The sequence below is a fragment of the Streptomyces sp. NPDC031554 genome (assembly GCF_055580685.1).
Genome location: NZ_JBVIKX010000008.1, coordinates 38,919 through 63,801, shown reverse-complemented (window position 1 = coordinate 63,801; position 24,883 = coordinate 38,919). Strand labels below are relative to the sequence as shown.

The window sequence follows — 24,883 nt, the reverse complement described above, 5'->3', positions numbered from 1 at the left end:
GCCCCCCTTCGGGAGCCGCGTTTGCTCCGATTCCCCCAGGGCACCCGCGCCCCCATGGAGTGGTTGCGCAGTGCCGCCTGCATCGGCGAGGACCCCGAACTGTTCTTCCCAGTAGGCACGTCCGGACCGGCGTTGCGGGAGACCGCGGACGCCAAGCGGGTCTGCGGACGGTGCCCGGTGACCGCCGACTGCCTGGAGTACGCCCTCACCGAGGGGCAGACGTCCGGCGTGTGGGGCGGCACCGACGAGGCGGAACGCGTCGGCCTGCTCCGTACCGCACGAGACGACGTGAGAAGGAGGACCGCCGTATGACTGTCGTCAAGAGCCCCCTGCCCGAACCGGCCCGCCAGGTCACCTCCGACGCGCTGCAGGGCACGCTCGTCGACCTGCTGGGGATCTCGCTGATCGGCAAGCAGGCGCACTGGAACATCGTCGGCCCGCGGTTCCGCTCGGTCCACCTCCAGCTCGACGAGGTGGTCACCGCCGCCCGCACCTTCGCCGACACGGTCGCCGAGCGGGCCGCCGCGCTCGGCCTGCCGCCGGACGGCCGCCCGGAGACGATCGCGTCGGCGTTCACGCTGCCGTCCCCGAAGGACGGCTGGCTGCGCGACGAGGAGGTGGTCCGGGTGATCGCGGAGACGCTGGGCGCGGCCGTCGACCGGCTGCGGGAGCGGATCGGGACGACCGAGAAGGCCGACCCGGTCACCCAGGACCTGCTGATCGGCATCACCGCCGAGCTGGAGAAGCAGCGGTGGATGTTCGAGGCGGAGAACTGGCCGCGCGAGGACTGACCGCCGGCGCGGACCACGTGGCGGGGACACGGAGCCGGACCACGCCCGGCGGCACGGCACAGAGGCACGGCACAGGGGCACAGCGCAGCGGCACGACGGAAAGGCACGCCATGACCGACGCCCTCGAACTCGACGCGCTGTGGGAGGACTTCCACCGCGTGGTGAACATGACCTCGCAGGAGCTGGCCGCCTGGCTCCGGGTGCGGGACGCCGACGAGGACACGGAGGCCCTGCCCGAGGAGGCGGGCCCGCCGACCGGCCGCCACGTGCTGGCGATCCTCCAGAAGCGGCGCACCGACCTCACCGAGGACGACCTCCATGTGATGCGGGAGGTGGTGGAGACGGTGGACGACGAGACGGACGCGGCGGACGAGCCTGCGGCCGAGGACACCGCCCTGCGCCACCGGCTCATGACGATCGGCCACGACCCGCTCAGGCCGTGAGCGGCCGGCCCCCGCGGCCGCCCCGTGCCGGGCCGTCCGGCGTACGGCCCGGCACGGGGCGGCCGCGGGGCGCCCGCGTCAGAGGCCCGTCACCGGCAGGTCGAGAAGGCGGACGAGGGTGCGCAGCACGCCGTTGTCGTTGTTGGAGGGGGCCAGGTGGCGGGCCCGCCGGACGACCTCCGGGTGGGCGTTGGCCATGGCGAAGGACCAGTCGGCGGCGTCCAGCATCTCCAGGTCGTTGAGGTAGTCGCCGAACACCACGGTCTGCGCGGGTGTGATGCCCAGCTCGCGCTGGAGCCGGCGCAGGGCCTCGCCCTTGTTGGCGGTGCGGTTCATGACGTCGACCCAGTGCTCGCCGGAGACGACCACCTGGTGCGTCTCCGTGAACGAGGCCAGGGCGGGCGCGGTGGTCTCCGCCACCGTGCCGAAGTCGAACAGCGCGACCTTGATGACGTCGTCCTCGACGGCGGCGGCGTCCTCGACGACCCGGTGGTGCAGGTAGTAGCGGCCGACCTCCGCGAGGAAGGCCTCGTCGGCCCGCTCGACGTACGCGGAGCGCTTGCCGCAGACGACGGCCCCGACGTCCGCGCCGCCCGCCGCGAGCCGCCGTACGGCGTCGACGACGCGGGTGACGACGGCGGGGTCCAGCGGGTCGGAGCTGAGTTCCTCGCCGTCGCGGACGACATAGGTGCCGTTCTCCGCTATGAAGACCATCCCGTCGGCGACCTCGGCGAACTCCCGCGCCAGCGTCGCGTACTGCCGGCCGCTGGCGGGGCTGAACAGCACCCCCCGCTCCCTCAGCAGCGCGAGGACCTCCCCGAGCCCGTCGGGCGTCCGCTTGTCGTCGTCGAGCAGCGTGCCGTCCATGTCGGTGACGACGAGACGGATGTCGGCGCCGCCGGCCGACGGCTCGGGAGCGGTCGGCCGGGGGGCGTGGGAGTAGGGCATGTCCTGCTTCCTGTACGGGAGTGACCGGATTGTCACCCTACCGGGGGATCCCGGACCGCCCCCGGGCCAGGGGCTCCGGAGTGCGGACTCCGGGGCAGGGGCCGCGGGTGCGTCCGATCCCGGGACACCGGTGATCGCCCGGCGGCACACGGCGGACGTCGGCCAGGTCCGTCCCGAGTGCGCGCCGGGCCGGTTCGAGATCTCGGTGGCCGCCCCGGGCCCGGTGGCGGCGGCCGGCCGCGGCGTGCCGGTGCGCCGGACGATCCGCGCGGTGACCCGCCGGCACGGCCCGCGGGTCTCCTTCTCCCCCGTCGTGCCGGCGCGCGGCGGACGCCTGGTGGAGCCCGTACTCGTACGGCACCTGCTGTGGACCGCCGTCGACCTGGGGCTGCCGCTCCAGCTGCACACCGGCTTCGGCGACGACGACATCCGCCCGCACCGGGCGGATCCGGCCCGGCTGATGGACTGGCTGCACCTGTTCGCGGGCACGATCCCCGTGCTGCTCCCGCACTGCCGGCCCTGCCGGCGGCAGGCCGCCTGCCTGGCCGCGGTGTTCGAGCAGGTGTACCTGGACGTGGGGCTGACCCTGCACCACGTCGGCCCGGTGCGGGCGCGGACGGTCCTGGAGGAGGCGCTGGAGATCACACCGTTCCGCAAGCTGCTGTACGGCTCGGACGCCTACGGCGTGGCCGGGTTCTACCGGCTCGGCGCGCCGGCGTTCCGCCGGGGACCGGGGGATCTGCTCCAGGACCGGGTGGACGCCGGCGAACCGGGCCTGCCCGACGAACTGAGCCTGCCCGACGCGCTGCGCCGGGCGCGGTGGGCCGGGGCGGACGACGCCCGCCAGGTCTACCGGCTTCCCGACGGACTGAAAGTATGATCAAGCAATGTCAGACTTGACCGATACCACGCCCGGCTGGCTGAGCCAGGACGAACTCGAACTCGCCCGCTCCCGCATGCCGATCCTGTACGTCGAGGCCGTGCCCGTGCGCGTCGACGACAGCGGCGAAGTCACCAAGATCGGCCTGCTGCTGCGGATAGGACCGGACGGCAACGTCAGCCGGACCCTGGTCTCCGGTCGGGTCCTGCATCACGAGCGGGTCCGCGACGCCCTGCTGCGGCACCTGGAGAAGGACCTCGGCCCCATGGCGCTGCCCCGCGTCCCGACGTCCCTGCAGCCCTTCACGGTCGCGGAGTACTTCCCCACGCAGGGCATCACGCCGTACCACGACCCGCGTCAGCACGCGGTGTCGCTGGCGTACATCGTGCCGGTGACCGGTGACTGCCGGCCCCGGCAGGACGCCCTGGACCTGGTGTGGTTCGACCCGCAGGAGGCGGTCTCGCCCGCGGTGCAGAGCGAGATGCCGGGCGGGCACGGCTTCCTGCTGCGGCAGGCGCTGGCCCACGTCGGCCAGTCGGCGTCCTGACCGGCGTGGGGGCGCGTTCCGTCCCGCCCGCCCGGCGCGTGGTGTCGATCGGGGTCGCCGCGCGCCGGCCCTGCACCCTGGTGGTCTGCCGGGGCTGCTGCTGCGGCGACGCCCGCAAGCACCCCGGCTACGACCACGCCTGGCAGCTGGAGCGCCTGCGGGCGGCCGCCGCCGCGTCGGCGGGCGCCTTCGCGGTCCGCACGACGGACTGTCTGGGCCCCTGCGACCAGGCCAACGTGATCGTCGTCCAGCCGTCCGGCGCGGGCCGCCGGGCGGGCGGGCGGGCCACCTGGGTGGGTTTCGCGACGGACGACGACTGCACCGAGGAGATCCTGGCCTGGGCGGCGGCGGGCGGCCCGGGTGTCGCGAGGCCCCCGGCCGCTCTGGAGCTCCGGTTCATCAGCCCGCCCCGCCCGGCCCGCACCCGCGGGTGACGGGCGGCGGGCGGCCCGCCGGCGACTCCCGGCCCGTCGACGGCTCCGGGACCGTCGGCGGCTCCGGGACCGCCGGTGACGCGGTCAGCGCAGATCGGCCGCCCGGGCCGGGGTGTCGTCGAGGAAGCCGCCCGACTGGTGCTGCCACAGCTTGGCGTAGGTGCCGTCCGCGGCCAGCAGCTCCTGGTGGGTGCCCTGCTCGACGATCCGGCCGCGGTCCAGGACGACCAGCCGGTCCATCCCGGCGACGGTGCTCAGCCGGTGCGCGACCACCAGCGCCGTCCGCCCCTCCATGAGCCGCCACAGCGCCTCCTGGACGAGGATCTCGCTCTCGGAGTCGAGGGCGCTGGTCGCCTCGTCGAGCAGCAGGATCGGGGCGTCGCGCAGGATCGCCCGGGCCAGCGCGACCCGCTGGCGCTGGCCGCCGGAGAGTTTGACGCCCCGCTCGCCGACCAGGGTGGCGAAGCCCTCCGGCAGCGCGTCGGCGAACTCCGTGACATGGGCCGCCTCGGCGGCGCGGCGGACCTCGGCCTCGGTGGCGTCCGGCCGGGCGAAGGCGATGTTGTCCCGCAGCGAGCGGTGGAACATCGCCGGTTCCTGCGGCACGTAGGCGATCAGGCCGCGCAGGTCGGCCTGGCGCAGCCGGGTGACGTCCTGGCCGCCGACGAGGATGCGTCCGCCGTCGATGTCCGTCATCCGCAGCAGCAGCCGGGTGAGGGTGGTCTTGCCGCCGCCGGACCGGCCGACGAGGCCGAGCTTCGTCCCGGCGGGCACGGCCAGGTCGAGCCCCTCGAAGAGCGGCCGCGCGCCGCCGTGGGCGAAGGTCACCCGCTCGAAGCGGACGTCGGCGGCGGCGGGCCGCAGCGGTTCCGGCGCCTCGGGGTCGAGCACGGTGGGCGGCGACAGCAGCAGTTCGGTGAACTGCGCGGCCTCCGTCATCGAACTCTCCAGGCGGCGGTAGACCTGGTTGAACTCGAACATGATCCGGGTCGCGTTGGAGTAGTACGTGAAGGCCACCACGACCGCCTCCACGCCGTGGCCGCCCCCGCCGAGGGCGACCGCGAGCAGCAGGCCCAGCGCGTTGGTCAGCACGGACATCGGCGCCACCAGGGTGTCGATGCGCAGGTTGCCGTAGTCCCACGACCGCAGGGTGAGCCGGCGCGACGCCGCGACCCGGGAGCGGTGCTCGGCGGCCTCGCGCTCCTCCGCCGCGAACGCGCGGACCGTGTCCATGTTCATCAGGCTGTCGGCGACGTGGCCGGAGACCCGGGCGATGGCCTCCTCGCGTTCGGCGACGAGCGCCTGCCGGCGGCGGATCAGCGGCACCACGCACCACCCCGTCACGGCGATCATCGTCAGCAGTCCGACGACGAGCAGCGGCTCGTAGCGCCACAGCACCACCGAACCGAACAGCAGGGGCACGAAACGGCCCACGATCTGGAACGTGAGCGTGTCGACGAACTCCTCGTAGCGGGAGGCGAAGCTCAGCACCCGCTTGGTCAGTGATCCGGCGAAGTTGTCGTGGAAGAACGCGGCGTCCTTGGCGAACAGTTCGTCCATGCCGATCACGTACAGATGCTCGATGCCGAGCGCGTCGAGACGGTTCAGGCAGTGCAGCCCGATCCGCCACAGCGTCTCCGCGAGCAGCAGCACCCCGGCGAAGCCGAGCACGTACGGCAGGGCCGCGCCGAGCCCGATGCCGGGGTCCCCGGCCAGCCGCCCGACGAGCTTGGCGACGACGAGCGGGGCGATGTAGTTGATGCCGATGTTGCCGAGCGCCGGCAACAGCAGGGCGGGGGCGGCCAGCCACCGCAGGCGGCCCAGCTCCCGTCCGTAGTGCCGCAGTGCCAGCAGTACGGCGCCCTTCCCGGGCCTGACCTCGCGCGCTTCAGACGGTCCCATCCCCACCCCGTGCGGTCGTCCGGCAACCGGCCCGGACCGGCCCTCGCAGTCTCCCGCGACGGCTGTGGGGGAGTCCAAGGAATTACCCGCCGGATGCCACCGGTGCTCCCGTGCGCCCCCGGAGAGCGACCGGAACCGCCCCCGCCCCGCTCCCGGTCGCGGACACGACGAAGGCCGCCTTCTCGTCACGGAGAAGACGGCCTCGGAACCACGACTTCGAAAAGTCGGGACGACAGGATTTGAACCTGCGACCCCTTGACCCCCAGTCAAGTGCGCTACCAAGCTGCGCCACGTCCCGTTGCCCGCCTGACCTGGGATTTCTCCCGGCCCGACGTGCAGGGAAACAATACCGCACTCGGGTCGGTGATCGCGCACGCGTTTGTCGGGACCGCGCTCGCGTGCATCGGGGCCGCGCTCGCGTGCATCGGGGCCGCGCTCGTCGAACGGCCGCTCAGCCCTCCACCGGCACCCCCAGTCCCGGGTGCGCCTCCAGCAGGCGCGGCGGGGCGGCCTGGCGCCAGGAGTCGGCGAGGATGTCGCGCAGCTCGGCCTCGTCCTCCAGGGCGGCCAGCCGGACCCGGATCCAGGCGAACTGGGCCTCGTGGTCGGCGATCCAGAACTTCCCCGGCTCGGCGAGGGCCAGCTCGTCGCGCTCCTCCTTGGGGCAGCGCACGGCGAGGGAGGTCTCGTCCTCGGGCAGGGTGGCGAACATCTTTCCCGCCACCCGGAACGTGGGCATGTTCCAGGCGGTCTTCTCGGCCGTGTCCGGCAGGGACAGGGCGACACGGCGTGCGTCTTCGGCGTCCGGCATGCTGCGCAGGCTAGCGGCAGGCACCGACAGTCAGGCCGGGGCGAGGTGTTTGTGGTACAGGGTGGTCGGCCGCAGGACGCCGGAGGGGTCGGCGGCGCAGTCGGGGATGACCCCCGCCCTGGTCCGTCCACCGGTGCGGTAGAGGTGTTCGGCGGGGCTGTCGGTCTCGGTGTCGAGGTGGAGGAGGGTGACGCCGGCAGCGGCGGCAGCCTCCTCGGCGGTGGCCGGCAGCCGGCGGCCCAGGCCCTGCCCCCGGGCGTCGCGGTGGACCATCAGCTTGACGAGTTCGGCGCGGTGGCGGCTGTTGGGCTTGTCGGGGAGGGCCAGGGTGACGGTGCCGGTGACCCGGCCGTCGTCGCCGAGGGCCGCCCAGACCGCCAGCCGTCCGGCGGCGACCCCGGCCGCGCGCCCCTCCCACCAGGCGAGGGCCTCCGCGCGGTCGAGCGGGGCGAGGAACCCCACCGAGGCGCCGCCGTGCACCGTGTCGACCAGCAGGTCGGCCAACCGGCCCGCCAGGCCGAGGAGTGTCGGGGGGCGTCGAGCCGGGTCGCCGTCACGCCGGCACCACCGCCGGCACGTACCGCGTGCCCTTCCCGCCCGCGCACCGGAACAGCGTCGGCCCCCACACCCGCAGCCGCAGCCGCAGCCGCAGCCGCAGGCAGTCGCCGGCGGCCGGCCGGTGCCCGGTGCCCTGCTCCGTCACCTCCAGGACGCCCTCCAGGACCCGGATGTGCTGTTCCAGGCCGGGTACGGGCGGCCGGTCGTGGGCGAGGCCGGCGCCCGCGGCGAGCCGGCCCTCGACGAGTTCGCCGCGCAGCGCGGGGTGCGGCGGCGACACGGAGCGCCGGACGAACCCGGAGGCCCGGTCCTCCCGGACGGACTGCTCCCCGGCCCGCACCGGGGGCACCGGTCCCGCCTCGGCCTCCACCTCGCCGAGCAGCCGGGACATGGTCCGGCCGTAGGCGTGGCACGGGCGGTCGAGCAGGGCGGCGGGGCCGGTCTCGGCGCACTCGGCACGGGACGGGGTGGAGCGGCTCGCCCCGGTGCGCTCGGCCGGTTCCCCCGGCGACCAGCCGCGCTCGGCGCGCAGCCCGGCCGGCCGGGCGTCGATCCGTTCCCCGGCAGGCCGTCCCTCGATGGGCTGTCTCGTATCCGGGACGGTATCCCGAATACGGGAGAATCAGACCGGGGTGACCTCCGCCAGTGCCTCCAGCACCGGACGGATCAGCGGGTGCTCCTCGGACCCGCGGCGTACGGCCGCGAAGACGCGGCGGGTCGGGGCCGCCCCGTCGACCGGGCGGACGACCACTCCGGTCAGGTCCATGCCGCGCAGGGCCGAACGCGGGACCAGCGCCACGCCCGCGTCGGCCGCGGCCAGCGCCACGACCGCGCGGAAGTCGTCCGAGGAGTGCTCCAGGCGGGGCTGGAACCCGGCGTGCTCGCAGGCCAGTACGACCACGTCGTGGCACGGGTTGCCCGGGTACGGGCCGATCCAGGGGTCCTTGGCCAGCTCGGCCAGCGGCACCTCGGCGCACTCGGCGAGGCGGTGGGCGACCGGTACGACCGCGTCGAAGGGCTCGGCGTAGAGCGGGAAGTGCGCGAGGCGGGGGTCGTCGGCGGCGGGCGCCCCCCGGTACTCGACGGCCACGGCGACGTCGACCTGCCGGTCGAGGACCATCGGCAGGCTGGCGTCGCCCTCGGCGTCCTGGACGCGGATCCTTATGCCCGGGTCGCTGCCGGCGAGGCGGGTCACGGCGGGCGCGACGACCAGGGCGATGCCGGTGGCGAAGGCGGCCACGGTGACCGTGCCGGCCGCGCCCGAGCGGTAGGCGGCCAGTTCCGCCTCCGCCCGCTCCAGCTGGGCGAGGACCGCGTGGGTGTGGACGAGCAGGATCTCACCGGCCGGGGTGAGCCGTACGCCCCGGGCGCTGCGGTCCACCAGGCGGTGGCCGGTCTCCTGCTCCAGGGCGGTGAGCTGCTGGGAGACCGCGGACGGGGTGAGGTACAGCGCGGCGGCAGCCGCCGTCACCGTGCGGTGGTCGGCCACCGCACGAAGGATGTGGAGCCGCCGCGCTTCGATCATGGGTCGATTATCCCCGGGTGTCCGGACCGGCCCGGTCAGGCCTCCAGTTCCGCCCGCGCCGCCACGAAGGCGTCCACGGCACGGTCGACGTCGGCCGTGGAGTGCGCGGCGGAGAGCTGGACCCGGATGCGGGCCTGCCCCTGCGGGACGACCGGGTAGGAGAAGCCGATCACGTACACCCCGCGTTCCAGCAGCAGCTCGGCCATCCGGCCCGCCCGCGCCGCGTCGCCGATCATCACGGGCGCGATGGCGTGGTCGCCCGGGAGGATGTCGAAGCCCTCGTCGGTCATGCGGCGGCGGAAGAGGGCCGTGTTCTCGGCGAGCCGGACGCGCAGGTCGTCGGCCGACTCCAGCAGGTCGAGGACCTTGAGGGAGGCGGCGGCGATGACCGGGGCGAGGGTGTTGGAGAAGAGGTAGGGGCGGGAGCGCTGGCGCAGCAGGGCGACGATCTCGGCGCGGGCCGCGACGTAGCCGCCGGAGGCGCCGCCGAGGGCCTTGCCGAGGGTGCCGGTGATGATGTCGACGCGGTCCATCACGCCGTGCAGCTCGGGGGTGCCGCGGCCGCCGGGGCCGACGAAGCCGACGGCGTGGGAGTCGTCGACCATGACCATCGCGTCGTAGCGGTCGGCGAGGTCGCAGATCCCGGCGAGGGGGGCGATGTAGCCGTCCATGGAGAAGACGCCGTCGGTGACGATCAGCCGGCGGCGGGCGCCCCCCTCGACGGCCTCCTTCAACTGCCGTTCCAGGTCCGCCAGATCGCGGTTGGCGTAGCGGAAGCGGCGGGCCTTGGAGAGCCGGATGCCGTCGATGATCGACGCGTGGTTCAGGGCGTCGGAGATCACCGCGTCCTCGGGGCCGAGCAGCGTCTCGAAGACACCGCCGTTGGCGTCGAAGCAGGAGGAGTACAGGATCGTGTCCTCCTGGCCGAGGAACGCCGACAGCCGCGCCTCCAGCTCCTTGTGGACCTCCTGGGTGCCGCAGATGAAGCGCACGGACGCCATGCCGTAGCCCCAGCGGTCCAGGGCCTCGTGGGCGGCGGCGATCACCTCGGGGTGGTCGGCGAGGCCGAGGTAGTTGTTGGCGCAGAAGTTGAGGACCTCGCCGGGCCGGCCGCCGGCGGTGACGGCGACGGTGGCGGACTGCGGGGTGCCGATGACCCGCTCGGGCTTGTGCAGGCCGGCGGCGCGGATCTCGTCGAGGGTGGCGCGCAGGCCGTCGCGCACGGAGTCGAACATCTCAGAAGCTCCTAGGAAAGCAGATGACTTACGCGGTCCAGTCGAGGATGACCTTGCCGCCCCTGCCGCTCGCGGCGTCGGCGAACGCCGCCTCGAAGTCGCGGTGGGAGTACCGGCCGGTGATCACCGGGGCGAGGTCGAGGCCGCCCTCCAGCAGCACGGACATCGCGTACCAGGTCTCGAACATCTCGCGGCCGTAGATGCCCTTGATGGTGATCATCGAGGTGACGATCCGGGCCCAGTCGACCGGGAACTCCTCGGCCGGCAGGCCCAGCATGGCGATCCGGCCGCCGTGCGTCATGTTGGCGATCATGTCCCGCATCGCCTCGGGGCGGCCGGACATCTCCAGCCCGACGTCGAAGCCCTCGCGCAGGCCCAGTTCGCGCTGTCCGTCGGCGACGGTCGCCCGCGAGACGTTCAGCGCGAGGCTCGCGCCGATCTTGCGGGCGAGTTCCAGGCGCTCCTCGCTGACGTCGGTGACGACGACGTTGCGGGCACCGGCGTGCCGGGCGACGGCGGCGGCCATCAGGCCGATCGGGCCGGCCCCGGTGATCAGCACGTCCTCGCCGACCAGCGGGAAGGACAGGGCGGTGTGGACGGCGTTGCCGAACGGGTCGAAGATCGCCGCCACGTCGAGGTCGACGGGGACCCGGTGCACCCAGACGTTGGCGGCGGGCAGCGCCACGTACTCGGCGAACGCGCCGTCGCGGCCGACGCCGAGCCCGACGGTGGCCCGGCACAGGTGACGGCGCCCGGCCAGGCAGTTGCGGCACCGGCCGCAGACCAGGTGCCCCTCACCGCTCACCCGGTCGCCGGTCTTGATGTCGCCGACGTCCCGTCCGGTCCCGACGACCTCGCCGACGAACTCGTGCCCGAGCACGAGCGGGGTGCGGATCGTCTGCCGGGCCCAGCCGTCCCAGGCCCGGATGTGCAGATCGGTGCCGCAGATACCGGTGCGCAGCACCTTGATCAGTACGTCACCGGGCCCGACGGTGGGCTCGGGCACGTCCGCGAGCCACAGTCCCGGCTCCGCCTTCTCCTTGACCAGCGCCTTCAACGCTACGGCTCCTGACGGTGAGATCCCCGCGCCGGGCATGCCGAAGGAGGCCCGTGGCGGGGGAAGAGGGGTGGAATCCGGTAGCAATCTGCCGTACCGCGGCGGCGTGGTCCATCGAGACTTTCTTAAGCGGCGCCACAGCTGCGCTTCACGCCCCGGCCGCCGGGCCGCTCCCGTGCCACTCTGGAGGGGGAACCGACCGGGGGAAACGCCCCGGGGAGCCGACCGAGGGGGAACAGCCCATGACCACGGCGCAGGACCTGCTGATCGTCTCGCTGGACGTGCCGCCCGCGCGCCCCGTGGAGCGGGGCGAACTCTCGCTCGCCCTCGCGGGGGCCGAGCTGATCGACCTGGTGGAGGCGGACGTGCTCGCCCTCGACGGCGACCGGGTGACGCCCGGCGCGGCCCCGGCCCCGGCCCCGGCCGACGGGCTCCTCGCGGAGGCCGCGGCCTCGGTGGTGCGGCGGGAGCCGTACGAGTCGGTCGAGGAGTGGCTGTGGCGCCGGGGCCGCGGGCTGGCCGCGGCCTACACCGCCCGGATGGAGGCCGACGGCGTGCTGACGCGCCCGCGCGGCCGCAGGTCCGCCGGGCGCTCCGGCCGGGGCGGGGACGAGGACTCACCGGTGCGGCGCCGGGCCGTCGAGCGCTGGGCCGCGGACGAGCCCGTCCTCGCGGGCCTGGCCGTCACCACCGGTGTCCGCGAGGAGGAGGGCGACGGCTTCCCCGGCCCGCTGACCGACCGGGTGGCGACGGTGCTGGTGGCCGTCGGCGACGCGGTGACGGAGCTGACCGCCGTACGGCAGCGGCGGTCCGTGGAGGACGCCGCTTTCGACAACGTGTGGCGGGGCTGGTGACGGGAGGCCGGTGACGGAGGCCGGTCCGGCTCACCGGGGCGGCCCCCAGGCCTCCCCGTGCTCCAGCCGTGCGGCGAGGTCCGCCGCGGTCGCCTTGATGGTCTCCAGCCCCGCCCTGCCCCAGGGCCGGGGCGTCAGGTCCGCCACGGACACCGTGCCGAGCACCATGCCGGCGGTGTCGATCAGCGGGGCGCCGAGGTAGGAGTGGATGCCGTACTCCTCGACGACCGGATTGCCCGCGAACCGCGGGTAGTCGCGGACGTCCTCCAGGACCAGCGCCTTGCGCCGCGCGACGACGTACGGGCAGTAGCCGTACTCGCGGGCGAGCCGGCGGCCCAGCTCCGGCTTGCCGCCGCGGGCGGCCCGGCCGCCGGGCGGTGTGCGCAGACCGGCGAAGAACTGCCGTTCCACGTCGATGAAGTTGACCATCGCGTACGGTGCGCCGGTCACCTCGGCGAGGCGGTCGGCGAAGGCGTCCAGACCGGGCTCGGCCCGCTCCCCCAGACCGAGGCCGCGCAGCCGCAGGGTACGGGCGGGAGCCTCCTCGTCCTCGGGGGTGAGCAGCAGGCGACCGGCCGGGCGGGACGGGTCGTAGCTCATGGGCGGGCTCCGTCGCTGGGGACGTGGGGCATGTGCGGCTCCGGTCACGGGGGTACGGGGTGATGGTGCGGGATCACCGGTGGGCGCCGCGGCTCGGCCGGGGCGCCGCCGGTGCGTGGGCGATGAGGTGGCGGACGAGGGCGAGCAGGGTCTGCACACCCGAGGCGGAGATGCGGGCGTCGCAGCGCACGACGGGCACGGCCGGGTCGAGGTCCATCGCGGCGCGCACCTCCTCGGGGTCGTAGCGGTGGGCGCCGTCGAACTCGTTGACGGCCACGATGAAGGCGAGGCCGCGCTCCTCGAAGAAGTCGACGGCCGCGAAGCACTGTTCCAGGCGGCGGGTGTCGGCGAGGACGACGGCGCCGAGGGCTCCCTCGGACAGCTCGTCCCACATGAACCAGAACCGTTCCTGTCCGGGGGTGCCGAACAGGTACAGGACGTGCTGCGGGTCGAGGCCGATGCGGCCGAAGTCCATGGCCACGGTCGTCTCGACCTTGTTCTCGATGCCGTCGAGGTCGTCGGTCGCGGCGCCGGCGGTGGTGAGCAGTTCCTCGGTGCTCAGGGGCGCGATCTCGCTCACCGCGCCGACGAACGTGGTCTTGCCGACCCCGAAGCCGCCCGCGACCAGGATCTTCAGCGCGGTCGGGAAGGGGGCGGAGCCGTCGTCGTGGTCAGAGCCGTCGTCGTGGTCAGAGCTGTCGTCGTAGTCCATCGAGCACTGCCTCCAGTAGGGCCCGGTCGGTGGGGCGGTGGTGGAACTCGGGGGGCCTGGTGGTCAGCGCCCCGCAGTCGAGGAGGTCCGCCAGCAGCACCTTGGTGACGGCCGCCGGCAGCCTCAGGTGGGCGGCGACCTCGGCGACCGGGACGGGGGCCCGGCACAGGTCCAGTGCCTGCGCGTGCTCGGGACCGAGGTAGCCGAGGGGGGTCGTGCCGGTGGCTCGCACCTGTGACATGAGGTCCAGGGCGACGGTCGGTCTGGTGCGGCCGTTGCTGACCGTGAACGGACGCACCAGCCGTCCGGCCGCGTCGTCGAGCCAGGGCCCGTCGCCGGCCGTCACCGCCCTCAAGGTCCCGTCACCGAGGGTTCGACGGCGTGCCGCCGGGGCGCGGTCACCAGGTAGGGACGCACGCTCTTGACGAGCATGGCCATCTCGTAGCCGAGCACGGCGGCGTCGGCCTCGCGGCCGGCCAGCACCGCGAGACAGGTGCCCGACCCCGCGGTGGTGACGAACAGCAGCGTCGAGTCGAGTTCGACGACGACCTGCCGCACCTCCCCGCCGTCGCCGAAGCGGAGCCCGGCGCTGCGGCCGAGCGAGTACAGCCCGGAGGCCAGGGCCGCCATGTGGTCGGCGCTGTCGTGGTCGAGGCCGTGGACGGACTTCACGAGGCCGTCGCAGGAGAGCAGGACCGCGCTCCTGGTGTGCGGTACGCGCTGCACGAGGCCGCTCATCAGCCAGTCGAGATCGGATACCTGGCCGGTCGGCGCATCGCTCGCCATGGTGGATCGACTCCTTGGTGGGGTACGAAGGTCGGCGGGAGCGGTGGGGGAAGGGGTGGTGAGGGGGGTGCTCATCCGGCTGGTGCGCTCCCGTCGTGCCGGGTGGTGGACCGGTGGTCGAGGCGGCCGGGCGGGCCGGGCGCGGGCGGTGCCCCGGCGTCGGGCCGGAGGAAGGGGGCCGTCGGGTGCGGTACGTCCGCGGCGGCCGGGTCGGTCCGGCCCGGCAGGACGTCCGCCTCCAGGCTCTGCCGGGTCTCGGCGAGGCCGATGCCGCGCTGGAAGGCGGCCATCAGACCGGGGTCGTGGCCGACGGGCCGCTCGGTGTCCGGGCGGGGGGCGGGGCCGCCGCGCAGTTGGGGGGCGATGTGCTCCCGGGCGCGGCGGCGGGGCAGTCGCGGCTTGCCCATGGTGCCGCGCACGGCGCCGGCGCGCGGGGTGGGCACGAGGCCCGCCACCTCCTCCACGGCGGCCCGGTCGCCGGGCCGGATCCCGGGCACCGCCTCGGCCGGGTTGGGCCGCTCCTCGTGCGCGCCGCGCACGGGCAGCGGGACCTGGCGGTCGCCGACCGGGTCGGCGGTGTCGTGCTGGACGGAGGACGGGACGGGAGGTGGGGCGGCGGGGGACGGGACGGAGGGCGGGGCGGGCGACGAGGGGGCGGAGGGCGCGTGACCGGTGCCGCTGTGCGGATGCCCTTCCGGGGCGAGGTGGGGGTTCCCGGGGGCGGCCTGGGGGGAGGCGGTCGGCGGACGGACCGGGGAGTCGTTCCGGGAGGGCCGGGGAGCGGGGGGTCGCGACTGACGCTCCGACAGCGGTCGTTCCGTGGGGGCGACGTGAGCGGACGCCGGTGAGGGTGCCTGGGGCTGGAGCCGATGCCCGTGCCGAGACCCGGACGGGACCTGTCCCCGGCCGTACGGCTGCTGCTGTGGCGGCTGCGGCCACGTGCCCGGCCGGCCCTGGACGTGGCCCTGCCCCTGGATCCGGACCTGAACCTGCTCCTGAACCTGCTCCTGGGGCGGCGGGCCGGCCTGGAGGGCCAGGGGCGGCCGCTCCCCGCCCCGCTGTGCCTGCCCGTCCGCCGTGCCCGCCGGCACCACGCCCGCGCCGCTCTCCTCGGCGCGTGGCGACGGCGGCCCGGCCGGCCCCAGGAGGGCCTGCGGGACGACGAGCACGGCCTGGATGCCGCCGTAGATGTTGTTCTGGAGCCGGACCCGGATGCCGTGGCGGCGGGCCAGCTGCGAGACGACGTAGAGGCCGATGCGGCCGTCGGCGAGCAGGCGGCCGACGTGGACCTGGTCGGGGTCGTCGAGCAGGGCGTTCATGCGGTCCTGTTCGTCGACGGGCATGCCGAGGCCGCGGTCCTCGACCTCGACGGCCAGCCCGGAGGTGACCAGGTTGGCGCGCAGCAGGACCTGGGTGTGCGGGGCGGAGAACACCGTGGCGTTCTCGACGAGTTCGGCGAGCAGGTGGATGACGTCGGCGACGGCGTGCCCGCGCAGTTCGCCGTCGACCGGCGGGACGAGTCTGACCCGCGAGTACTGCTCGACCTCGGCGATGGCGGAGCGCAGCACCTCGGTCATGGGGACGGGGTTGCTCCACTGCCGCCGGGAGACGGCGCCGCCGAGGACGGCGAGGTTCTCGGCGTGCCGGCGGATCCGGGTGGCGAGGTGGTCGACGTGGAAGAGGCCCTTGAGGAGGTCGGGGTCCTCGATCTCGTTCTCCAGCTCGTCCAGGGTGGAGATCTCGCGGTGCACGAGGGACTGAAGGCGCCGCGCCAGGTTGACGAACACCTCCAGCTTCTGTTCGCTGCCGGTCCGGCTGGAGAGCCGGGCGGCCTGGACGACGGCGGTGACGGCCCCGTCGTGGGCGCGGGACAGGTCGGCGGCGAGCAGCTCGAACTCGTCGGCGTCGCCGGACGGGCCGCCGCGCGTCCTGCGCTGCGGCGGGGTCTCGCCGCGGCGCAGCGCGTCGAGCAGGGCCCGCAGCTCGGCCTCGCCCCGCGCGCTGCCGCGGCGCAGGGCGGTGACGCGGTCGCTGACGGAGCGGGCGGCCCGGCCGGCGGCCACGGCGGCGACGACGATGCCGACGCCGGTCACCGCGACGGCCCCGGCGAGGACGGCCCACAGGGTCGGTCCCGGCCTGGCGCCGGTGGAGCGCACGGTGAACAGGACGGCCGCGCAGGCGCTGAGGGCGACGGCGGTCGGGGGCAGCACGGCGAGTCGCAGCAGCTGGGACCGTATGTGCCTCTCGGCCGGTGCGGGTGCGGTGCCTGCTGCCGGCCTTCCGTGCCGTCCGCCCTCACGGCGGTCTGCGCGTGCGGCCGGTGCGCGGAGGTGAGACATCGGTGTCCTCGTACTGTCCGTCGGGCCCGGGGCTCGCGTGGGGTGCGTCCTCGGGCTTGCGCCATCGCGGTGTCGGCCGGGGCGGCCGAGAGCCCTCGACGCCTTCCCGCCCGACGGACACTCACCGTAGTCGTCGATCCGGGACGCGCGAGGGGCAGTCGGCGAAGTCTCCCGGCGAGCGTCCCACTCTGGTATGAGGCTTCGTACAACAGACCGATGAGTTCGCGCAGCACTCGGGCGGGCGAGGCAAAGAAAACGATCAGACCTGGTCAGGGATGTTCCAGCACGGCCGACGGGGCCGGGGAGCGGTTCGCTCCCCGGCCCCGTCGGCGGGTGGTCCGGTCCGGCCCGGAGGGCCGGGTCAGCCCGCCGGGACGGCCTCCGGGGTGCCCCCGTCCTCGGCCGCACCCTTCGAGATGTCACTCACCGTATCGGCCATGGCCTTGGCTTCCGGTCGCGGTTCGGGCCAGCCGCCCGCCGGGGCGACCGCCACGCCGCGCCACCACGGCTCGGCGGGCACCGTCTCCGCGGCCGGCTCGAAGGGCTCGCCGGGGCGGGGCAGCGCGATCCGGGCGCCGGCGGCACGCGCGGCGGCCAGGGTGCCCTCCCCCGGGTCGGACCACGCGTGCGTGGCGAGGTTGAAGGTGGCCCAGTGGATGGGCAGGACCACCCCGCCCGGACCGCCCTGGAGGTCGAGGTGGGCGCGCAGCCCCTCCTCGGGGGTCATGTGGATGTCCGGCCACAGGTCGGAGTACGCCCCGATCTGGATCATCGTGGCGTCGAACGGGCCGTGCTCGGCGCCGATCTCCTTGAAGCCGTCGAAGTAGCCGGTGTCCCCGCTGTGGAAGATCCGGTGCTCGTCACCGGCGACGGACCAGGAGGCCCACAGGGTGTGCTGGCCGTTGCGCAGGCCCCGGCCGCAGAAGTGGCGGGCCGGGGTGGCGGTGAGGGTGAGGCCGCCGATCCGGGTCGCCTCGTGCCAGTCCAGCTCGCGCAGCCGGTCGGCGGACACACCCCAGTGCTCGAGGTGGGCGCCGACGCCGAGCGGCACCGCGAACAGCGTGTCCGTGTCCGCCAGCGCCTTGACGGTGGGCAGGTCGAGGTGGTCGTAGTGGTCGTGCGAGATGACGACGACGTCGACCGGGCCGAGCGCGGCCAGCGGCAGGGGGGCCGGGTGCAGCCGCCTGGGGCCGGCGAAGGGGAGCGGGGAGCAGCGCTCGCCCCAGACCGGGTCGAACAGCACCCGGTGCCCGTCGATCTCCGCGAGCACGCTGGAGTGCCCCATCCAGGTCAGGCGCAGGCCCGTGGCGGGCGGCCGGGCCAGGTCGGCGAGGGTGGTGGGGTGCACCGGGATCGTGCCGGAGGGGGCACGGCGGGGGCGGGTGTCCTTGTCGAAGAAGGCCTTGGCGAAGTCGAGGGCGGAGCCCGAGGGCCGGGTCCGCGCCGGACCGCCGGGGTTCTGGAAGACCCCGTTCGCGAAGTGGGGTGATCTGCGGATGCGCGCCATGCGCTCACCGCTCGGGTCCGCGCCGAAGGCCTCGGGCTGCAGTGCGCGGAGCCCGGGGCTCAGGGAACGGAATCCGGCCACGGTACCTCCAGGTGGAGTCGCTGAGGATTCCCATTATGGTCGGCCGGTCCGACAAACCCCCGCTCACCCGTTCGGAGGGCCGGCCGCAGCGCGTTGACAGGACGCCCGGAGGCTCCTGATACTGACCCATTGTTCAGTAAAGGTCCCTGGCGAGGAGCCCGTATGACCGCCCCCCTGTTGTCCCTCACCTGGACCGACCACCTCACCGGCCGTCGGGGCTACCTGGTCGTCGACCGGCTGGTGCGCGGCGTCTGCAGCGGCGGTCTGCGGATGCGGGAGGGCTGCACCCTCGAGGAGGTGACCGGCCTCGCCCGCGGCATGAGCCTCAAGGAGGTCCTGCACTACGACCCGAAGGCGCGCTACGTCCCGCTGGGCGGGGCGAAGGGCGGCATCGACTGCGATCCCCGGGACCCGGAGGCGTACGGGCTGCTGGTGCGGTACCTGCGGGCGGTACGGCCGTACGTCGAGAGCTGCTGGACCACCGGTGAGGACCTGGGGCTCGCTCAGGACGTCGTCGACCGGGCCGCCGCCGAGGCCGGGCTGGTGTCGTCGATCCAGGCCGTCTATCCGCTGCTCGACGACGAGCGCGCGGCCCGCGGACGGCTCGCGGACGCCTTCGCGGTGGAGGTGGACGGGATCGGCCTGGACGAGCTGGTGGGCGGGTGCGGGGTCGCCGAGTCCGTGCTCACGGCTCTGGACCGGGCCGGGGTGCCGTACGGCGGCACCCGGGTGGCCCTCCAGGGGTTCGGGACCATGGGCGGGGCGACGGCGCGCTTCCTCGCGCGCGCGGGGCTGACGGTGGTGGCCGTCGCCGACGTCAAGGGCACGATCGCCGACCCGGCGGGCCTCGACGTGGAGGCGCTGCTGGCCGCGCGGGACGCCCACGGCACCGTCGACCGCGGCGCGCTGCGTCCGGGCTTCGACGAACTCCCCGGCGACGCCTGGCTGTCGGCCGGGGCGGAGGTGCTGGTGCCGGCCGCCGTGTCGTACGCGATCGGGCCGCGGGAGCAGAAGCGGATCACCGCGCGCTGGATCGCCGAGGCGGCCAACATGCCGGTCCTGCCCGAGGCGGAGAGGCTGCTGCACGCGCGCGGGGTGAGCGTGCTGCCGGACGTCGTCGTCAACTCCGCGACGAACGCCTGGTGGTGGTGGACGCTCTTCGGCGACATCGGCGCGGACGCCGGGGAGGCCTTCGCCCACACGCGCCGCTCGATGCGCGCGCTGACGGAACGCGTACTGGCGCGCGCGGAGGCCGACGGAACGACCCCCCGTCAGGCCGCGCACGCCATCGCCGAGCGGCGGCTGCCGGTCGTCGCGGAGCGCTTCGGCACCACCTCCGAGGACGTCCGCGCAGGTCGCGGACCCTGTGTAGGGTGACGGCGTGGCGAGGGTCCGGTTGAGTGTGGCCGAGCGGCGCGAGGAGCTGCTGCGGGCGGCCATCGAGCAGATCGAGGCACGGGGCGTGGCGGCGGTCAGGATCGCCGACGTGGCCTCGACGCTCGGCGTGAGCAACGCGCTGGTGCTCTACCACTTCTCCACCAAGGAACGGCTCGTCGCCGAGGCGTTCGCCTACGCCGCCGAGGGCGACCTGGCCCACCTGCGCAAACTGCTCGGCCGCCGGACGACGGCGCTGCGCCGGCTGCGGTCGGCGGTGCGCTGGTACGCCCCCACGGGGCCGGCCAAGGGCTGGCGGCTGTGGATAGAGGGCTGGGCGGTGTCGCTGCGCGAACCCGCGCTGCGGGAGGTCGCCCGCGACCTCGACCGGCGGTGGAAGGCGGCGCTCGCCGAGGTGATCGCGGAGGGGGTGGCCGCGGGCGAGTTCCGCTGTCCCGACCCGGCCGGGACGGCCCTGCGCCTGACGGCGCTCCTCGACGGCCTCGCCGTACAGCTGACGTCCTACGACGGCGCGGTGTCCCGCAGCCGCGCGCAGGAGTGGGTGGAGGAGGCGCTGGCCCGGGAACTGGGTCCGGTGGCGGAGCCGTCGGACGCCCGGGAGCGCTGAGGCCGGATCGGGCGGGTCCGCACACCGCGTCGCGGGCGGGTCCGCACACCGTCGCGGGTGACACCGCCGCATCGTCGCGGGCGGCACCGCCGCATCGTCGCGGGCGGCACGGGCCCGCACCACGCGCGTCCGCCTCGCCCGTGGCGTGGCCGGCCGCCCCCCGGGGGAACGGCCGGCCGCGCCGGTCGGGCTCGCGCCGGGCTCAGGCCACCGCGGCGATCCGCATCCTGATGTCGTCGGGCGAGAGCGTGCCCTTGGCGGTCACGTGGTCGCCCGAGGACTCCCCGCGCAGCCGCCGCCCGATCCACGGCACCAGGTACTCGCGCGCCCACTGCACGTCGTCGCGCCGGATCTCCAGGGTGCCGCGCGGCGGGAGCAGCGGCCAGGGCTGCTCCGGGTCGGCGGGCACCTCCAGGCCGAGGACCTGGCCGGCGCGCAGCGCCACCCGCGTGTGGCCCTCCGCCCCCAGGTGGAGCCGGTCGCCGTCCCAGGCCCGTCGGTCCTGGATGGACTTCAGGGACCACAGGTCGAGGACTGGGCAGCCGTACCGGTCGGCGACGGCGCGCACGTGTCCGTTGTAGGTGGCGATCTTGCCGCGCAGATGCTTGAGCACGGGGACGCCACGGGTGTCGAACCCGGTCGTCACCATCACGGTGCCGGCCGCCGCGGTGAGGGCCGCGATCGCCCGCTCGAAGCGTTCGGCGACCTCGTCGGGGTCGGTGCCGGGACGGAGGATGTCGTTGCCGCCCGCGCAGAAGGAGACCAGGTCCGGCGCCATCTCGGCCGCTCGCGGAAGCTGGTCCTCCACGATCTGGTCGAGCAGTTTGCCGCGCACCGCGAGGTTGACGTACCGGAAGTCGCCTTCGGGCCGCCGGTCCGCGAGGAGCACCGCGAACCTGTCGGCCCAGCCGACGAACCTCCCGTCGGGACCGGGGTCGCCGACGCCCTCGGTGAAGCTGTCCCCCACCGCCACGTACGACCCGATCACTGAACTGTCGTCATTCTTCGAATCGTCTGCCACAGCCGTTCATGATTCACCTTCGAATGTGACTTACGCGACCGTAGGAAGGGGTTGACGGTCGGTGAGATAAGCCACTCCTAAAGACTTGGCCAATGCGGGAATAAGCCCCTCGTCACCGATGCCGGTACGACGACCACACCCGGAAGTCCTCGATCCGGAAATGGCTCCAGGTCGCGCGGGCGCGGGTGTGGGTGTGCGCGGGTGCGGGCACCGGGGTACGCGGGCGCGGGCGCCGGTGAGTGCGGGTGCCGGTGCCGGTGTGCGCCGGTGCGCGCGTGCGGGAACGCCGAAGGCCGGCCCCGGGGTTCGGGGCCGGCCTTCGGCGGCGCGTCGGGCGGGAGGCCGGACGGTGGGTCAGCCGACGGAGACGCCGTGCGAGCGGAGGTAGGCGAGCGGGTCGACGTCCGAGCCGTAGCCGGGACCGGTGCGGATCTCGAAGTGCAGGTGCGGGCCGGTCACGTTGCCGGTGGCGCCGGAGAGGCCGATCTGCTGACCGCCGGAGACGGACTGGCCGGCCGAGACGGAGAGCGAGGACAGGTGGGCGTACTGGGCGTAGAAGCCGTCGGCGAGCTTGATGACCACCTGGTTGCCGTACGCGCCGCCCCAGCCCGCGGAGACGACCGTGCCCGCGCCGACGGCCTTGAGCGAGGTGCCGGTGGGGACGACGAAGTCGACACCGGTGTGGTACCCGCTGGACCACATGCTGCCGGACATCTTGTACGGGGTGCCGACGGTGGCGCCGGAGACCGGGAGGGCGAAGCCGGCGGCGTTCCCGGCGGCCTGCGAGGTGGACGCCTGCGAGGAGGACTTCGTGGAGCCCTGGTTCGCGGAGTCCGAGGAGGACGACGACGACTTCGAGGACGCCGACGACTTCGCGGAGGAGCCCGAGGACTGCTTCGACGAGGAGGAGGCGGAACCGGAGGAAGCAGAGGAACCGGAGGAAGCGGAGGAACCGGACGGCGACCCGGTCGTGCCCGTCGCGGCCTTCTTGCCGATGGACAGCTTCAGACCCGGGTGGATCAGCGACGGGTCGCTCCCGACGGCCTCACGGTTGTCCGCGTAGAGCCGGCTCCAGCCGCCGCTGACGTCCTGCTCGTCCGCGATCTTCGAGAGGTAGTCGCCGGACCGCACCGTGTAGGTCGTGGCGGACTTCGCGGACTTCTGCGCCACGGGGGCGGCCTGGACGGCCTTCTCCTGGGCGGCGGAGGGTCCGGAGGCCTCGGAGACCGCCTGCGCCGCCGACTGCGACGGTGCGGCGTGCGCACCGGTGGCCCCTATGAGGGGGAGGGCGAGCGCGGCGCCACCGGTTCCGGCGGCGGCGATGGAGCGGGTGAAGCGCTGGGTCTTCGGACGGCGGTGCTTACCCTTGGCGGGCATGACGAATTCCTCTCCGGCGCCTGCGAGGTGAGCTGTCGGGTGCGGACTGGAGATGTCCGGCCGCGCCGGGGCGCGGCTTTACCCCTAGCCGTTCCGGAGACCGGAACAGGCGGTACTGCCTGTGGGTCCCCCGCTCCTGCCGTTCACGGGTGGGTGTGCGGACTTCCGGTCGGCGGCAGGATTGGGCGTCCGTCCGGATTGGTCTGGAACGTAAGCGACCGCGACGCACGGGGACAAGCGAAGGTTGTACCCGCCGGGCATTTCTCTTGATCCCCCGGAGGGATCGCCGGTGACCCTGCGTGAATCGAGAGGCCTGTTTTCCGGTGAACAGCTCGGTGAAACAGGCGTATTACGTGAACATGACGGGCGACTGAGGGTCACGGATATGACGCTGCTCACGCGACCTGGATCCAGAACCCCTTATTCCGGAGCCAGTTGGAGCGAATGCTTCAATTCGGACGGAATTCGCATATGCGGCGCGGATGGACAACTTCCGCATCAGGGACACCACGCGGCCGGACACGCCCCGGACGCACCTCGGCCACGTGCCCGGCCGGTCCTTCCGGGGCGGCCGCCGCCGGCACGTCCGCGCGCCGGACGCCGGTGCGCGCGGGGCCGGCGGAGCTCTCGAAGGCCCGGCCCGGGACCCGTCTGCCCCGGGCGTGCGTGTCGTATGGTCAGGGAGGTGTTCCGTCGGCCACGTCGAGCCGCGCCGGCCGGGACCGACGACCGGGAGGAGCCCCCGTGACGCAGCAGATCCCGTCGACCGAGCCCGAGCTGGCCGGAGTGCGGAACTTCCGGGACGTGGGCGGCCTGCCGACCGTCGACGGCCGACGGGTCCGTCACGGCGTGCTGTTCCGCAGCGGACACCTCGCGCACGCCACCGACGAGGACGCCGCGTTCCTGGCCTCGCTGGGCCTGCACACGGTCTTCGACTTCCGCAACGCGGCGGACCAGCGGTTGGAGGGCCCGGACGTCGAGCTGCCGGGCGTGCGCAACGTGAACCTGCCGCTCTCCGACCCGGCGGACGGGGCCGAGTTCTGGAAGATGGTCCGCGACGGCGACATCGACCAGCTGCGGGAGATCCTCGGCGACGGCAAGGCGGCCGGCCGGATGATCGCCTCCTACCGTTCGATCGTGACGGAGCGCACGGGCGAGCACTCGCGCGTGCTGCACTCCCTCGCCGAGGACAGCGTCCCGGCGCTCATGCACTGCGCGGCGGGCAAGGACCGGGCCGGCCTGTCCATCGCCGTGACGCTGCTCGCGGTGGGCGTGGAGCACGAGGCGATCCTGGCCGACTACCTGGAGTCCAACGCCAAGCACCGCCGTTACCGGGTGCGCCGCAACGGCACCTCCGCCGAGGCGTACTCCCCCGAGGTCATGGAACTGCTGAGCCCCCTCTTCGACGCCCGCGCCGAGTACCTGGCGGCCGCTTTCCGCACCGTCGAGGAGACCTGGGGCGGCGTCGACGCCTACCTCGAGCAGGGCCTCGGGCTGGCCCCGGAGACCCGCGAACGGCTCCGGGAGCGCCTGCTCGACTGAGCGGGCGCTCCCGGCGTCCGGTGCCGGCCGGCCGGCGAGCACCGGACCGGGCCCATCGCCCGGTGTCCGCTGCTCGGCCTGCGCTGCTCGGCGTCTACTGCTTGGCGTCTACTGCTTGGCTCCGACCTCGAACAGCAGCCAGAGGAACCCGGCGAAGAGGTGCCCCACCGCGATGTAGATGATCAGCCGGATCCATAGGCTCCGGGGGAACTTCTCCTCCATGTCGGTCATGGCGTCTCTCCAGGGGTGGGGCCGAGGCACAGCGCGGCCGTCGGGCTCTGCAACAGGGTGTGGACGAACAACAGGTCGACCCCTTCGGGGTCCTGGGCGGCGATGCGGTGCGGGGTCAGCGAGTCGAAGTGCGCGCTGTCGCCGGGCCCGAGCAGGTGCGTGGCGTCCCCGAGCCGCAGTCGCAGCCGCCCGCGCAGGACGTGCAGCCACTCCTCGCCGGGATGCACCCGCACGATGTCGCCCTGTGAGCCGTACGGCACCTGCACGTGCAGCGCCTGCATGCCCCGTCCCGGGGCGCCGGACTGCCGGTAGGTCCAGCCGCCCGCGTGGGTGGGCTCCATGTCGGCGGCGCGCACGACGGCGTCGCGGTCGGCGACCGTCTCGCCGAGCAGTTCCGAGACGGTCGTACCGTAGACACGGGCGAGCGCGAGCAGCATCGGCAGTGAGGGCTGGCGCTGCCCGGTCTCCAGCCGGGAGAGGTGGGCGGGCGACAGTCCGGCCGTGCGGGCCGCGGCCTCCAGGGTGAGGAGGGCGCGACGGCGCAGGGCGCGCAGCTGCGGGGCGACGACGCCGAGGTCGTCCGCCGGCCCGGGCTCGGGCCCGGTCTCCGAAGCGGGGTGGCTCATACCCTCATTCAGCCGCACCTTTGCCTCTGTGGCAAATTTATTGCCTGAGAGGCAAAGGATTTCCGGAGAGGCCC

General features: G+C 74.1%; 27 protein-coding genes, 1 tRNA gene, 1 pseudogene and 1 riboswitch. Of the genes and pseudogenes, 10 read left to right on the top strand and 19 right to left on the bottom strand.

The window, feature by feature from the left end; genetic code table 11:
* Positions 1–21 precede the first annotated feature (21 nt).
* The 3 genes from ACZ5FU_RS21390 to ACZ5FU_RS21380 all read left to right on the top strand — a co-directional run bounded on the left by ACZ5FU_RS21390 (position 22) and on the right by ACZ5FU_RS21380 (position 1,234).
* A complete protein-coding gene (locus ACZ5FU_RS21390; protein WP_451781176.1) occupies positions 22–312 on the top strand; it encodes a WhiB family transcriptional regulator in 291 nt (96 codons plus the stop codon).
* A complete protein-coding gene (locus ACZ5FU_RS21385; RefSeq protein WP_451529323.1) occupies positions 309–791 on the top strand; it encodes a Dps family protein in 483 nt (160 codons plus the stop codon). Before ACZ5FU_RS21390 ends, ACZ5FU_RS21385 begins: the two co-directional genes overlap by 4 nt.
* A 110-nt stretch (positions 792–901) precedes the next feature.
* On the top strand, positions 902–1,234 hold the full coding sequence (locus ACZ5FU_RS21380; RefSeq protein ID WP_451529322.1) for a DUF3140 domain-containing protein: 333 nt from the start codon (positions 902–904) through the stop codon (positions 1,232–1,234).
* Positions 1,235–1,312: 78 nt separating this feature from the next.
* Here ACZ5FU_RS21380 and ACZ5FU_RS21375 read toward each other — a convergent pair whose 3' ends face one another.
* Positions 1,313–2,182 carry a Cof-type HAD-IIB family hydrolase gene (locus tag ACZ5FU_RS21375; protein ID WP_469046223.1) on the bottom strand — a complete coding sequence of 290 codons (870 nt, stop codon included), beginning with the start codon at positions 2,180–2,182 and terminating at the stop codon, positions 1,313–1,315.
* 211 nt (positions 2,183–2,393) lie between these two features.
* Between ACZ5FU_RS21375 and ACZ5FU_RS21370 the strand changes: the two are divergent.
* The 3 genes and pseudogenes from ACZ5FU_RS21370 to ACZ5FU_RS21360 all read left to right on the top strand — a co-directional run.
* A pseudogene (locus ACZ5FU_RS21370) lies at positions 2,394–3,062 on the top strand (amidohydrolase family protein); the annotation flags it as partial.
* A gap of 7 nt (positions 3,063–3,069) precedes the next feature.
* The gene (locus ACZ5FU_RS21365; RefSeq protein WP_451531134.1) at positions 3,070–3,609 is read left to right on the top strand and encodes an NUDIX hydrolase family protein; all 540 of its coding nucleotides are present in this window, start codon (positions 3,070–3,072) and stop codon (positions 3,607–3,609) included.
* A gap of 47 nt (positions 3,610–3,656) precedes the next feature.
* Positions 3,657–4,043: a (2Fe-2S) ferredoxin domain-containing protein gene (locus tag ACZ5FU_RS21360; RefSeq protein WP_451531137.1), complete on the top strand. Its 387-nt coding sequence runs from the start codon at positions 3,657–3,659 to the stop codon at positions 4,041–4,043.
* A gap of 84 nt (positions 4,044–4,127) precedes the next feature.
* On the opposite strand, the gene ACZ5FU_RS21355 is transcribed toward ACZ5FU_RS21360, so the two are convergent.
* The 8 genes from ACZ5FU_RS21355 to tdh all read right to left on the bottom strand — a co-directional run bounded on the left by ACZ5FU_RS21355 (position 4,128) and on the right by tdh (position 11,131).
* Positions 4,128–5,945 carry an ABC transporter ATP-binding protein gene (locus ACZ5FU_RS21355; RefSeq protein WP_468646948.1) on the bottom strand — a complete coding sequence of 606 codons (1,818 nt, stop codon included), beginning with the start codon at positions 5,943–5,945 and terminating at the stop codon, positions 4,128–4,130.
* Positions 5,946–6,169: 224 nt separating this feature from the next.
* Positions 6,170–6,243: transfer RNA gene (locus ACZ5FU_RS21350), tRNA-Pro, on the bottom strand.
* Positions 6,244–6,396: 153 nt separating this feature from the next.
* A complete protein-coding gene (locus tag ACZ5FU_RS21345; RefSeq protein ID WP_451531132.1) occupies positions 6,397–6,756 on the bottom strand; it encodes an MmcQ/YjbR family DNA-binding protein in 360 nt (119 codons plus the stop codon).
* Positions 6,757–6,786: 30 nt separating this feature from the next.
* Positions 6,787–7,260 (bottom strand): GNAT family N-acetyltransferase, encoded by a 474-nt coding sequence (locus ACZ5FU_RS21340; protein ID WP_469046221.1) that lies wholly within the window; start codon positions 7,258–7,260, stop codon positions 6,787–6,789.
* Positions 7,261–7,309: 49 nt separating this feature from the next.
* Positions 7,310–7,894, bottom strand: coding sequence for a transcriptional regulator (locus ACZ5FU_RS21335; RefSeq protein ID WP_469046497.1), 585 nt, complete (start codon positions 7,892–7,894; stop codon positions 7,310–7,312).
* A gap of 42 nt (positions 7,895–7,936) precedes the next feature.
* On the bottom strand, positions 7,937–8,839 hold the full coding sequence (locus tag ACZ5FU_RS21330) for a LysR family transcriptional regulator (RefSeq protein ID WP_469046219.1): 903 nt from the start codon (positions 8,837–8,839) through the stop codon (positions 7,937–7,939).
* Between the two features lie 35 nt (positions 8,840–8,874).
* Positions 8,875–10,074 carry a glycine C-acetyltransferase gene (locus tag ACZ5FU_RS21325; RefSeq protein WP_451531130.1) on the bottom strand — a complete coding sequence of 400 codons (1,200 nt, stop codon included), beginning with the start codon at positions 10,072–10,074 and terminating at the stop codon, positions 8,875–8,877.
* Between the two features lie 28 nt (positions 10,075–10,102).
* The gene (gene tdh / locus ACZ5FU_RS21320; protein WP_451531129.1) at positions 10,103–11,131 is read right to left on the bottom strand and encodes an L-threonine 3-dehydrogenase; all 1,029 of its coding nucleotides are present in this window, start codon (positions 11,129–11,131) and stop codon (positions 10,103–10,105) included.
* Between the two features lie 242 nt (positions 11,132–11,373).
* Between tdh and ACZ5FU_RS21315 the strand changes: the two genes are divergently transcribed.
* A complete protein-coding gene (locus ACZ5FU_RS21315; RefSeq protein ID WP_451531128.1) occupies positions 11,374–11,985 on the top strand; it encodes a GOLPH3/VPS74 family protein in 612 nt (203 codons plus the stop codon).
* 30 nt (positions 11,986–12,015) lie between these two features.
* Here ACZ5FU_RS21315 and ACZ5FU_RS21310 read toward each other — a convergent pair whose 3' ends face one another.
* From ACZ5FU_RS21310 to ACZ5FU_RS21285, 6 genes are all read right to left on the bottom strand, one after another.
* On the bottom strand, positions 12,016–12,585 hold the full coding sequence (locus ACZ5FU_RS21310; protein ID WP_451531127.1) for a GAF domain-containing protein: 570 nt from the start codon (positions 12,583–12,585) through the stop codon (positions 12,016–12,018).
* Between the two features lie 73 nt (positions 12,586–12,658).
* Positions 12,659–13,297 (bottom strand): GTP-binding protein, encoded by a 639-nt coding sequence (locus tag ACZ5FU_RS21305; RefSeq protein WP_468646952.1) that lies wholly within the window; start codon positions 13,295–13,297, stop codon positions 12,659–12,661.
* Positions 13,275–13,652: a DUF742 domain-containing protein gene (locus tag ACZ5FU_RS21300; protein WP_451531125.1), complete on the bottom strand. Its 378-nt coding sequence runs from the start codon at positions 13,650–13,652 to the stop codon at positions 13,275–13,277. The genes ACZ5FU_RS21305 and ACZ5FU_RS21300 overlap by 23 nt, the downstream gene beginning before the upstream one ends.
* Positions 13,649–14,083, bottom strand: a complete 435-nt coding sequence (locus ACZ5FU_RS21295; RefSeq protein WP_451531124.1) for a roadblock/LC7 domain-containing protein — start codon at positions 14,081–14,083, stop codon at positions 13,649–13,651. The genes ACZ5FU_RS21300 and ACZ5FU_RS21295 overlap by 4 nt, the downstream gene beginning before the upstream one ends.
* A gap of 71 nt (positions 14,084–14,154) precedes the next feature.
* On the bottom strand, positions 14,155–16,293 hold the full coding sequence (locus ACZ5FU_RS21290) for a sensor histidine kinase (protein ID WP_469046217.1): 2,139 nt from the start codon (positions 16,291–16,293) through the stop codon (positions 14,155–14,157).
* Positions 16,294–16,783: 490 nt separating this feature from the next.
* Positions 16,784–18,010, bottom strand: a complete 1,227-nt coding sequence (locus ACZ5FU_RS21285) for an MBL fold metallo-hydrolase (RefSeq protein ID WP_451782029.1) — start codon at positions 18,008–18,010, stop codon at positions 16,784–16,786.
* Between the two features lie 162 nt (positions 18,011–18,172).
* Here ACZ5FU_RS21285 and ACZ5FU_RS21280 point away from each other — a divergent pair, with 162 nt between their 5' ends.
* Positions 18,173–19,387 carry a glutamate dehydrogenase gene (locus tag ACZ5FU_RS21280; RefSeq protein ID WP_468646957.1) on the top strand — a complete coding sequence of 405 codons (1,215 nt, stop codon included), beginning with the start codon at positions 18,173–18,175 and terminating at the stop codon, positions 19,385–19,387.
* A 4-nt stretch (positions 19,388–19,391) separates the two neighbouring features.
* Positions 19,392–20,012 carry a TetR/AcrR family transcriptional regulator gene (locus tag ACZ5FU_RS21275; protein WP_451782026.1) on the top strand — a complete coding sequence of 207 codons (621 nt, stop codon included), beginning with the start codon at positions 19,392–19,394 and terminating at the stop codon, positions 20,010–20,012.
* Positions 20,013–20,214: 202 nt separating this feature from the next.
* Here ACZ5FU_RS21275 and ACZ5FU_RS21270 read toward each other — a convergent pair whose 3' ends face one another.
* On the bottom strand, positions 20,215–21,000 hold the full coding sequence (locus ACZ5FU_RS21270; RefSeq protein WP_451531136.1) for an SGNH/GDSL hydrolase family protein: 786 nt from the start codon (positions 20,998–21,000) through the stop codon (positions 20,215–20,217).
* Positions 21,001–21,387: 387 nt separating this feature from the next.
* Entirely contained in the window at positions 21,388–22,410 is a 1,023-nt protein-coding gene (locus ACZ5FU_RS21265; RefSeq protein WP_451531119.1) for a M23 family metallopeptidase, read from the bottom strand.
* Positions 22,411–22,414: 4 nt separating this feature from the next.
* Positions 22,415–22,576: riboswitch (cyclic di-AMP (ydaO/yuaA leader) on the bottom strand.
* Positions 22,577–23,154: 578 nt separating this feature from the next.
* Between ACZ5FU_RS21265 and ACZ5FU_RS21260 the strand changes: the two genes are divergently transcribed.
* A complete protein-coding gene (locus tag ACZ5FU_RS21260) occupies positions 23,155–23,952 on the top strand; it encodes a tyrosine-protein phosphatase (protein ID WP_451531118.1) in 798 nt (265 codons plus the stop codon).
* Positions 23,953–24,060: 108 nt separating this feature from the next.
* On the opposite strand, the gene ACZ5FU_RS21255 is transcribed toward ACZ5FU_RS21260, so the two are convergent.
* Entirely contained in the window at positions 24,061–24,183 is a 123-nt protein-coding gene (locus ACZ5FU_RS21255) for a DUF6126 family protein (protein ID WP_363090670.1), read from the bottom strand.
* A complete protein-coding gene (locus tag ACZ5FU_RS21250) occupies positions 24,180–24,809 on the bottom strand; it encodes a helix-turn-helix domain-containing protein (protein ID WP_451531117.1) in 630 nt (209 codons plus the stop codon). Before ACZ5FU_RS21250 ends, ACZ5FU_RS21255 begins: the two co-directional genes overlap by 4 nt.
* Positions 24,810–24,883: the final 74 nt, after the last annotated feature.

Coding starts and splice junctions, on each gene's coding strand:
- ACZ5FU_RS21305 (WP_468646952.1), bottom strand. CDS start 13,297: ATGGACTACGACGACAGCTCTGACCACGACGACGGCTCTGACCACGAC.
- ACZ5FU_RS21330 (WP_469046219.1), bottom strand. CDS start 8,839: ATGATCGAAGCGCGGCGGCTCCACATCCTTCGTGCGGTGGCCGACCAC.
- ACZ5FU_RS21325 (WP_451531130.1), bottom strand. CDS start 10,074: ATGTTCGACTCCGTGCGCGACGGCCTGCGCGCCACCCTCGACGAGATC.
- ACZ5FU_RS21380 (WP_451529322.1), top strand. CDS start 902: ATGACCGACGCCCTCGAACTCGACGCGCTGTGGGAGGACTTCCACCGC.
- ACZ5FU_RS21345 (WP_451531132.1), bottom strand. CDS start 6,756: ATGCCGGACGCCGAAGACGCACGCCGTGTCGCCCTGTCCCTGCCGGAC.
- ACZ5FU_RS21250 (WP_451531117.1), bottom strand. CDS start 24,809: ATGAGCCACCCCGCTTCGGAGACCGGGCCCGAGCCCGGGCCGGCGGAC.
- ACZ5FU_RS21365 (WP_451531134.1), top strand. CDS start 3,070: ATGTCAGACTTGACCGATACCACGCCCGGCTGGCTGAGCCAGGACGAA.
- ACZ5FU_RS21280 (WP_468646957.1), top strand. CDS start 18,173: ATGACCGCCCCCCTGTTGTCCCTCACCTGGACCGACCACCTCACCGGC.
- ACZ5FU_RS21295 (WP_451531124.1), bottom strand. CDS start 14,083: ATGGCGAGCGATGCGCCGACCGGCCAGGTATCCGATCTCGACTGGCTG.
- ACZ5FU_RS21255 (WP_363090670.1), bottom strand. CDS start 24,183: ATGACCGACATGGAGGAGAAGTTCCCCCGGAGCCTATGGATCCGGCTG.
- ACZ5FU_RS21310 (WP_451531127.1), bottom strand. CDS start 12,585: ATGAGCTACGACCCGTCCCGCCCGGCCGGTCGCCTGCTGCTCACCCCC.
- ACZ5FU_RS21315 (WP_451531128.1), top strand. CDS start 11,374: ATGACCACGGCGCAGGACCTGCTGATCGTCTCGCTGGACGTGCCGCCC.
- ACZ5FU_RS21355 (WP_468646948.1), bottom strand. CDS start 5,945: ATGGGACCGTCTGAAGCGCGCGAGGTCAGGCCCGGGAAGGGCGCCGTA.
- ACZ5FU_RS21265 (WP_451531119.1), bottom strand. CDS start 22,410: ATGCCCGCCAAGGGTAAGCACCGCCGTCCGAAGACCCAGCGCTTCACC.
- ACZ5FU_RS21385 (WP_451529323.1), top strand. CDS start 309: ATGACTGTCGTCAAGAGCCCCCTGCCCGAACCGGCCCGCCAGGTCACC.
- ACZ5FU_RS21375 (WP_469046223.1), bottom strand. CDS start 2,182: ATGCCCTACTCCCACGCCCCCCGGCCGACCGCTCCCGAGCCGTCGGCC.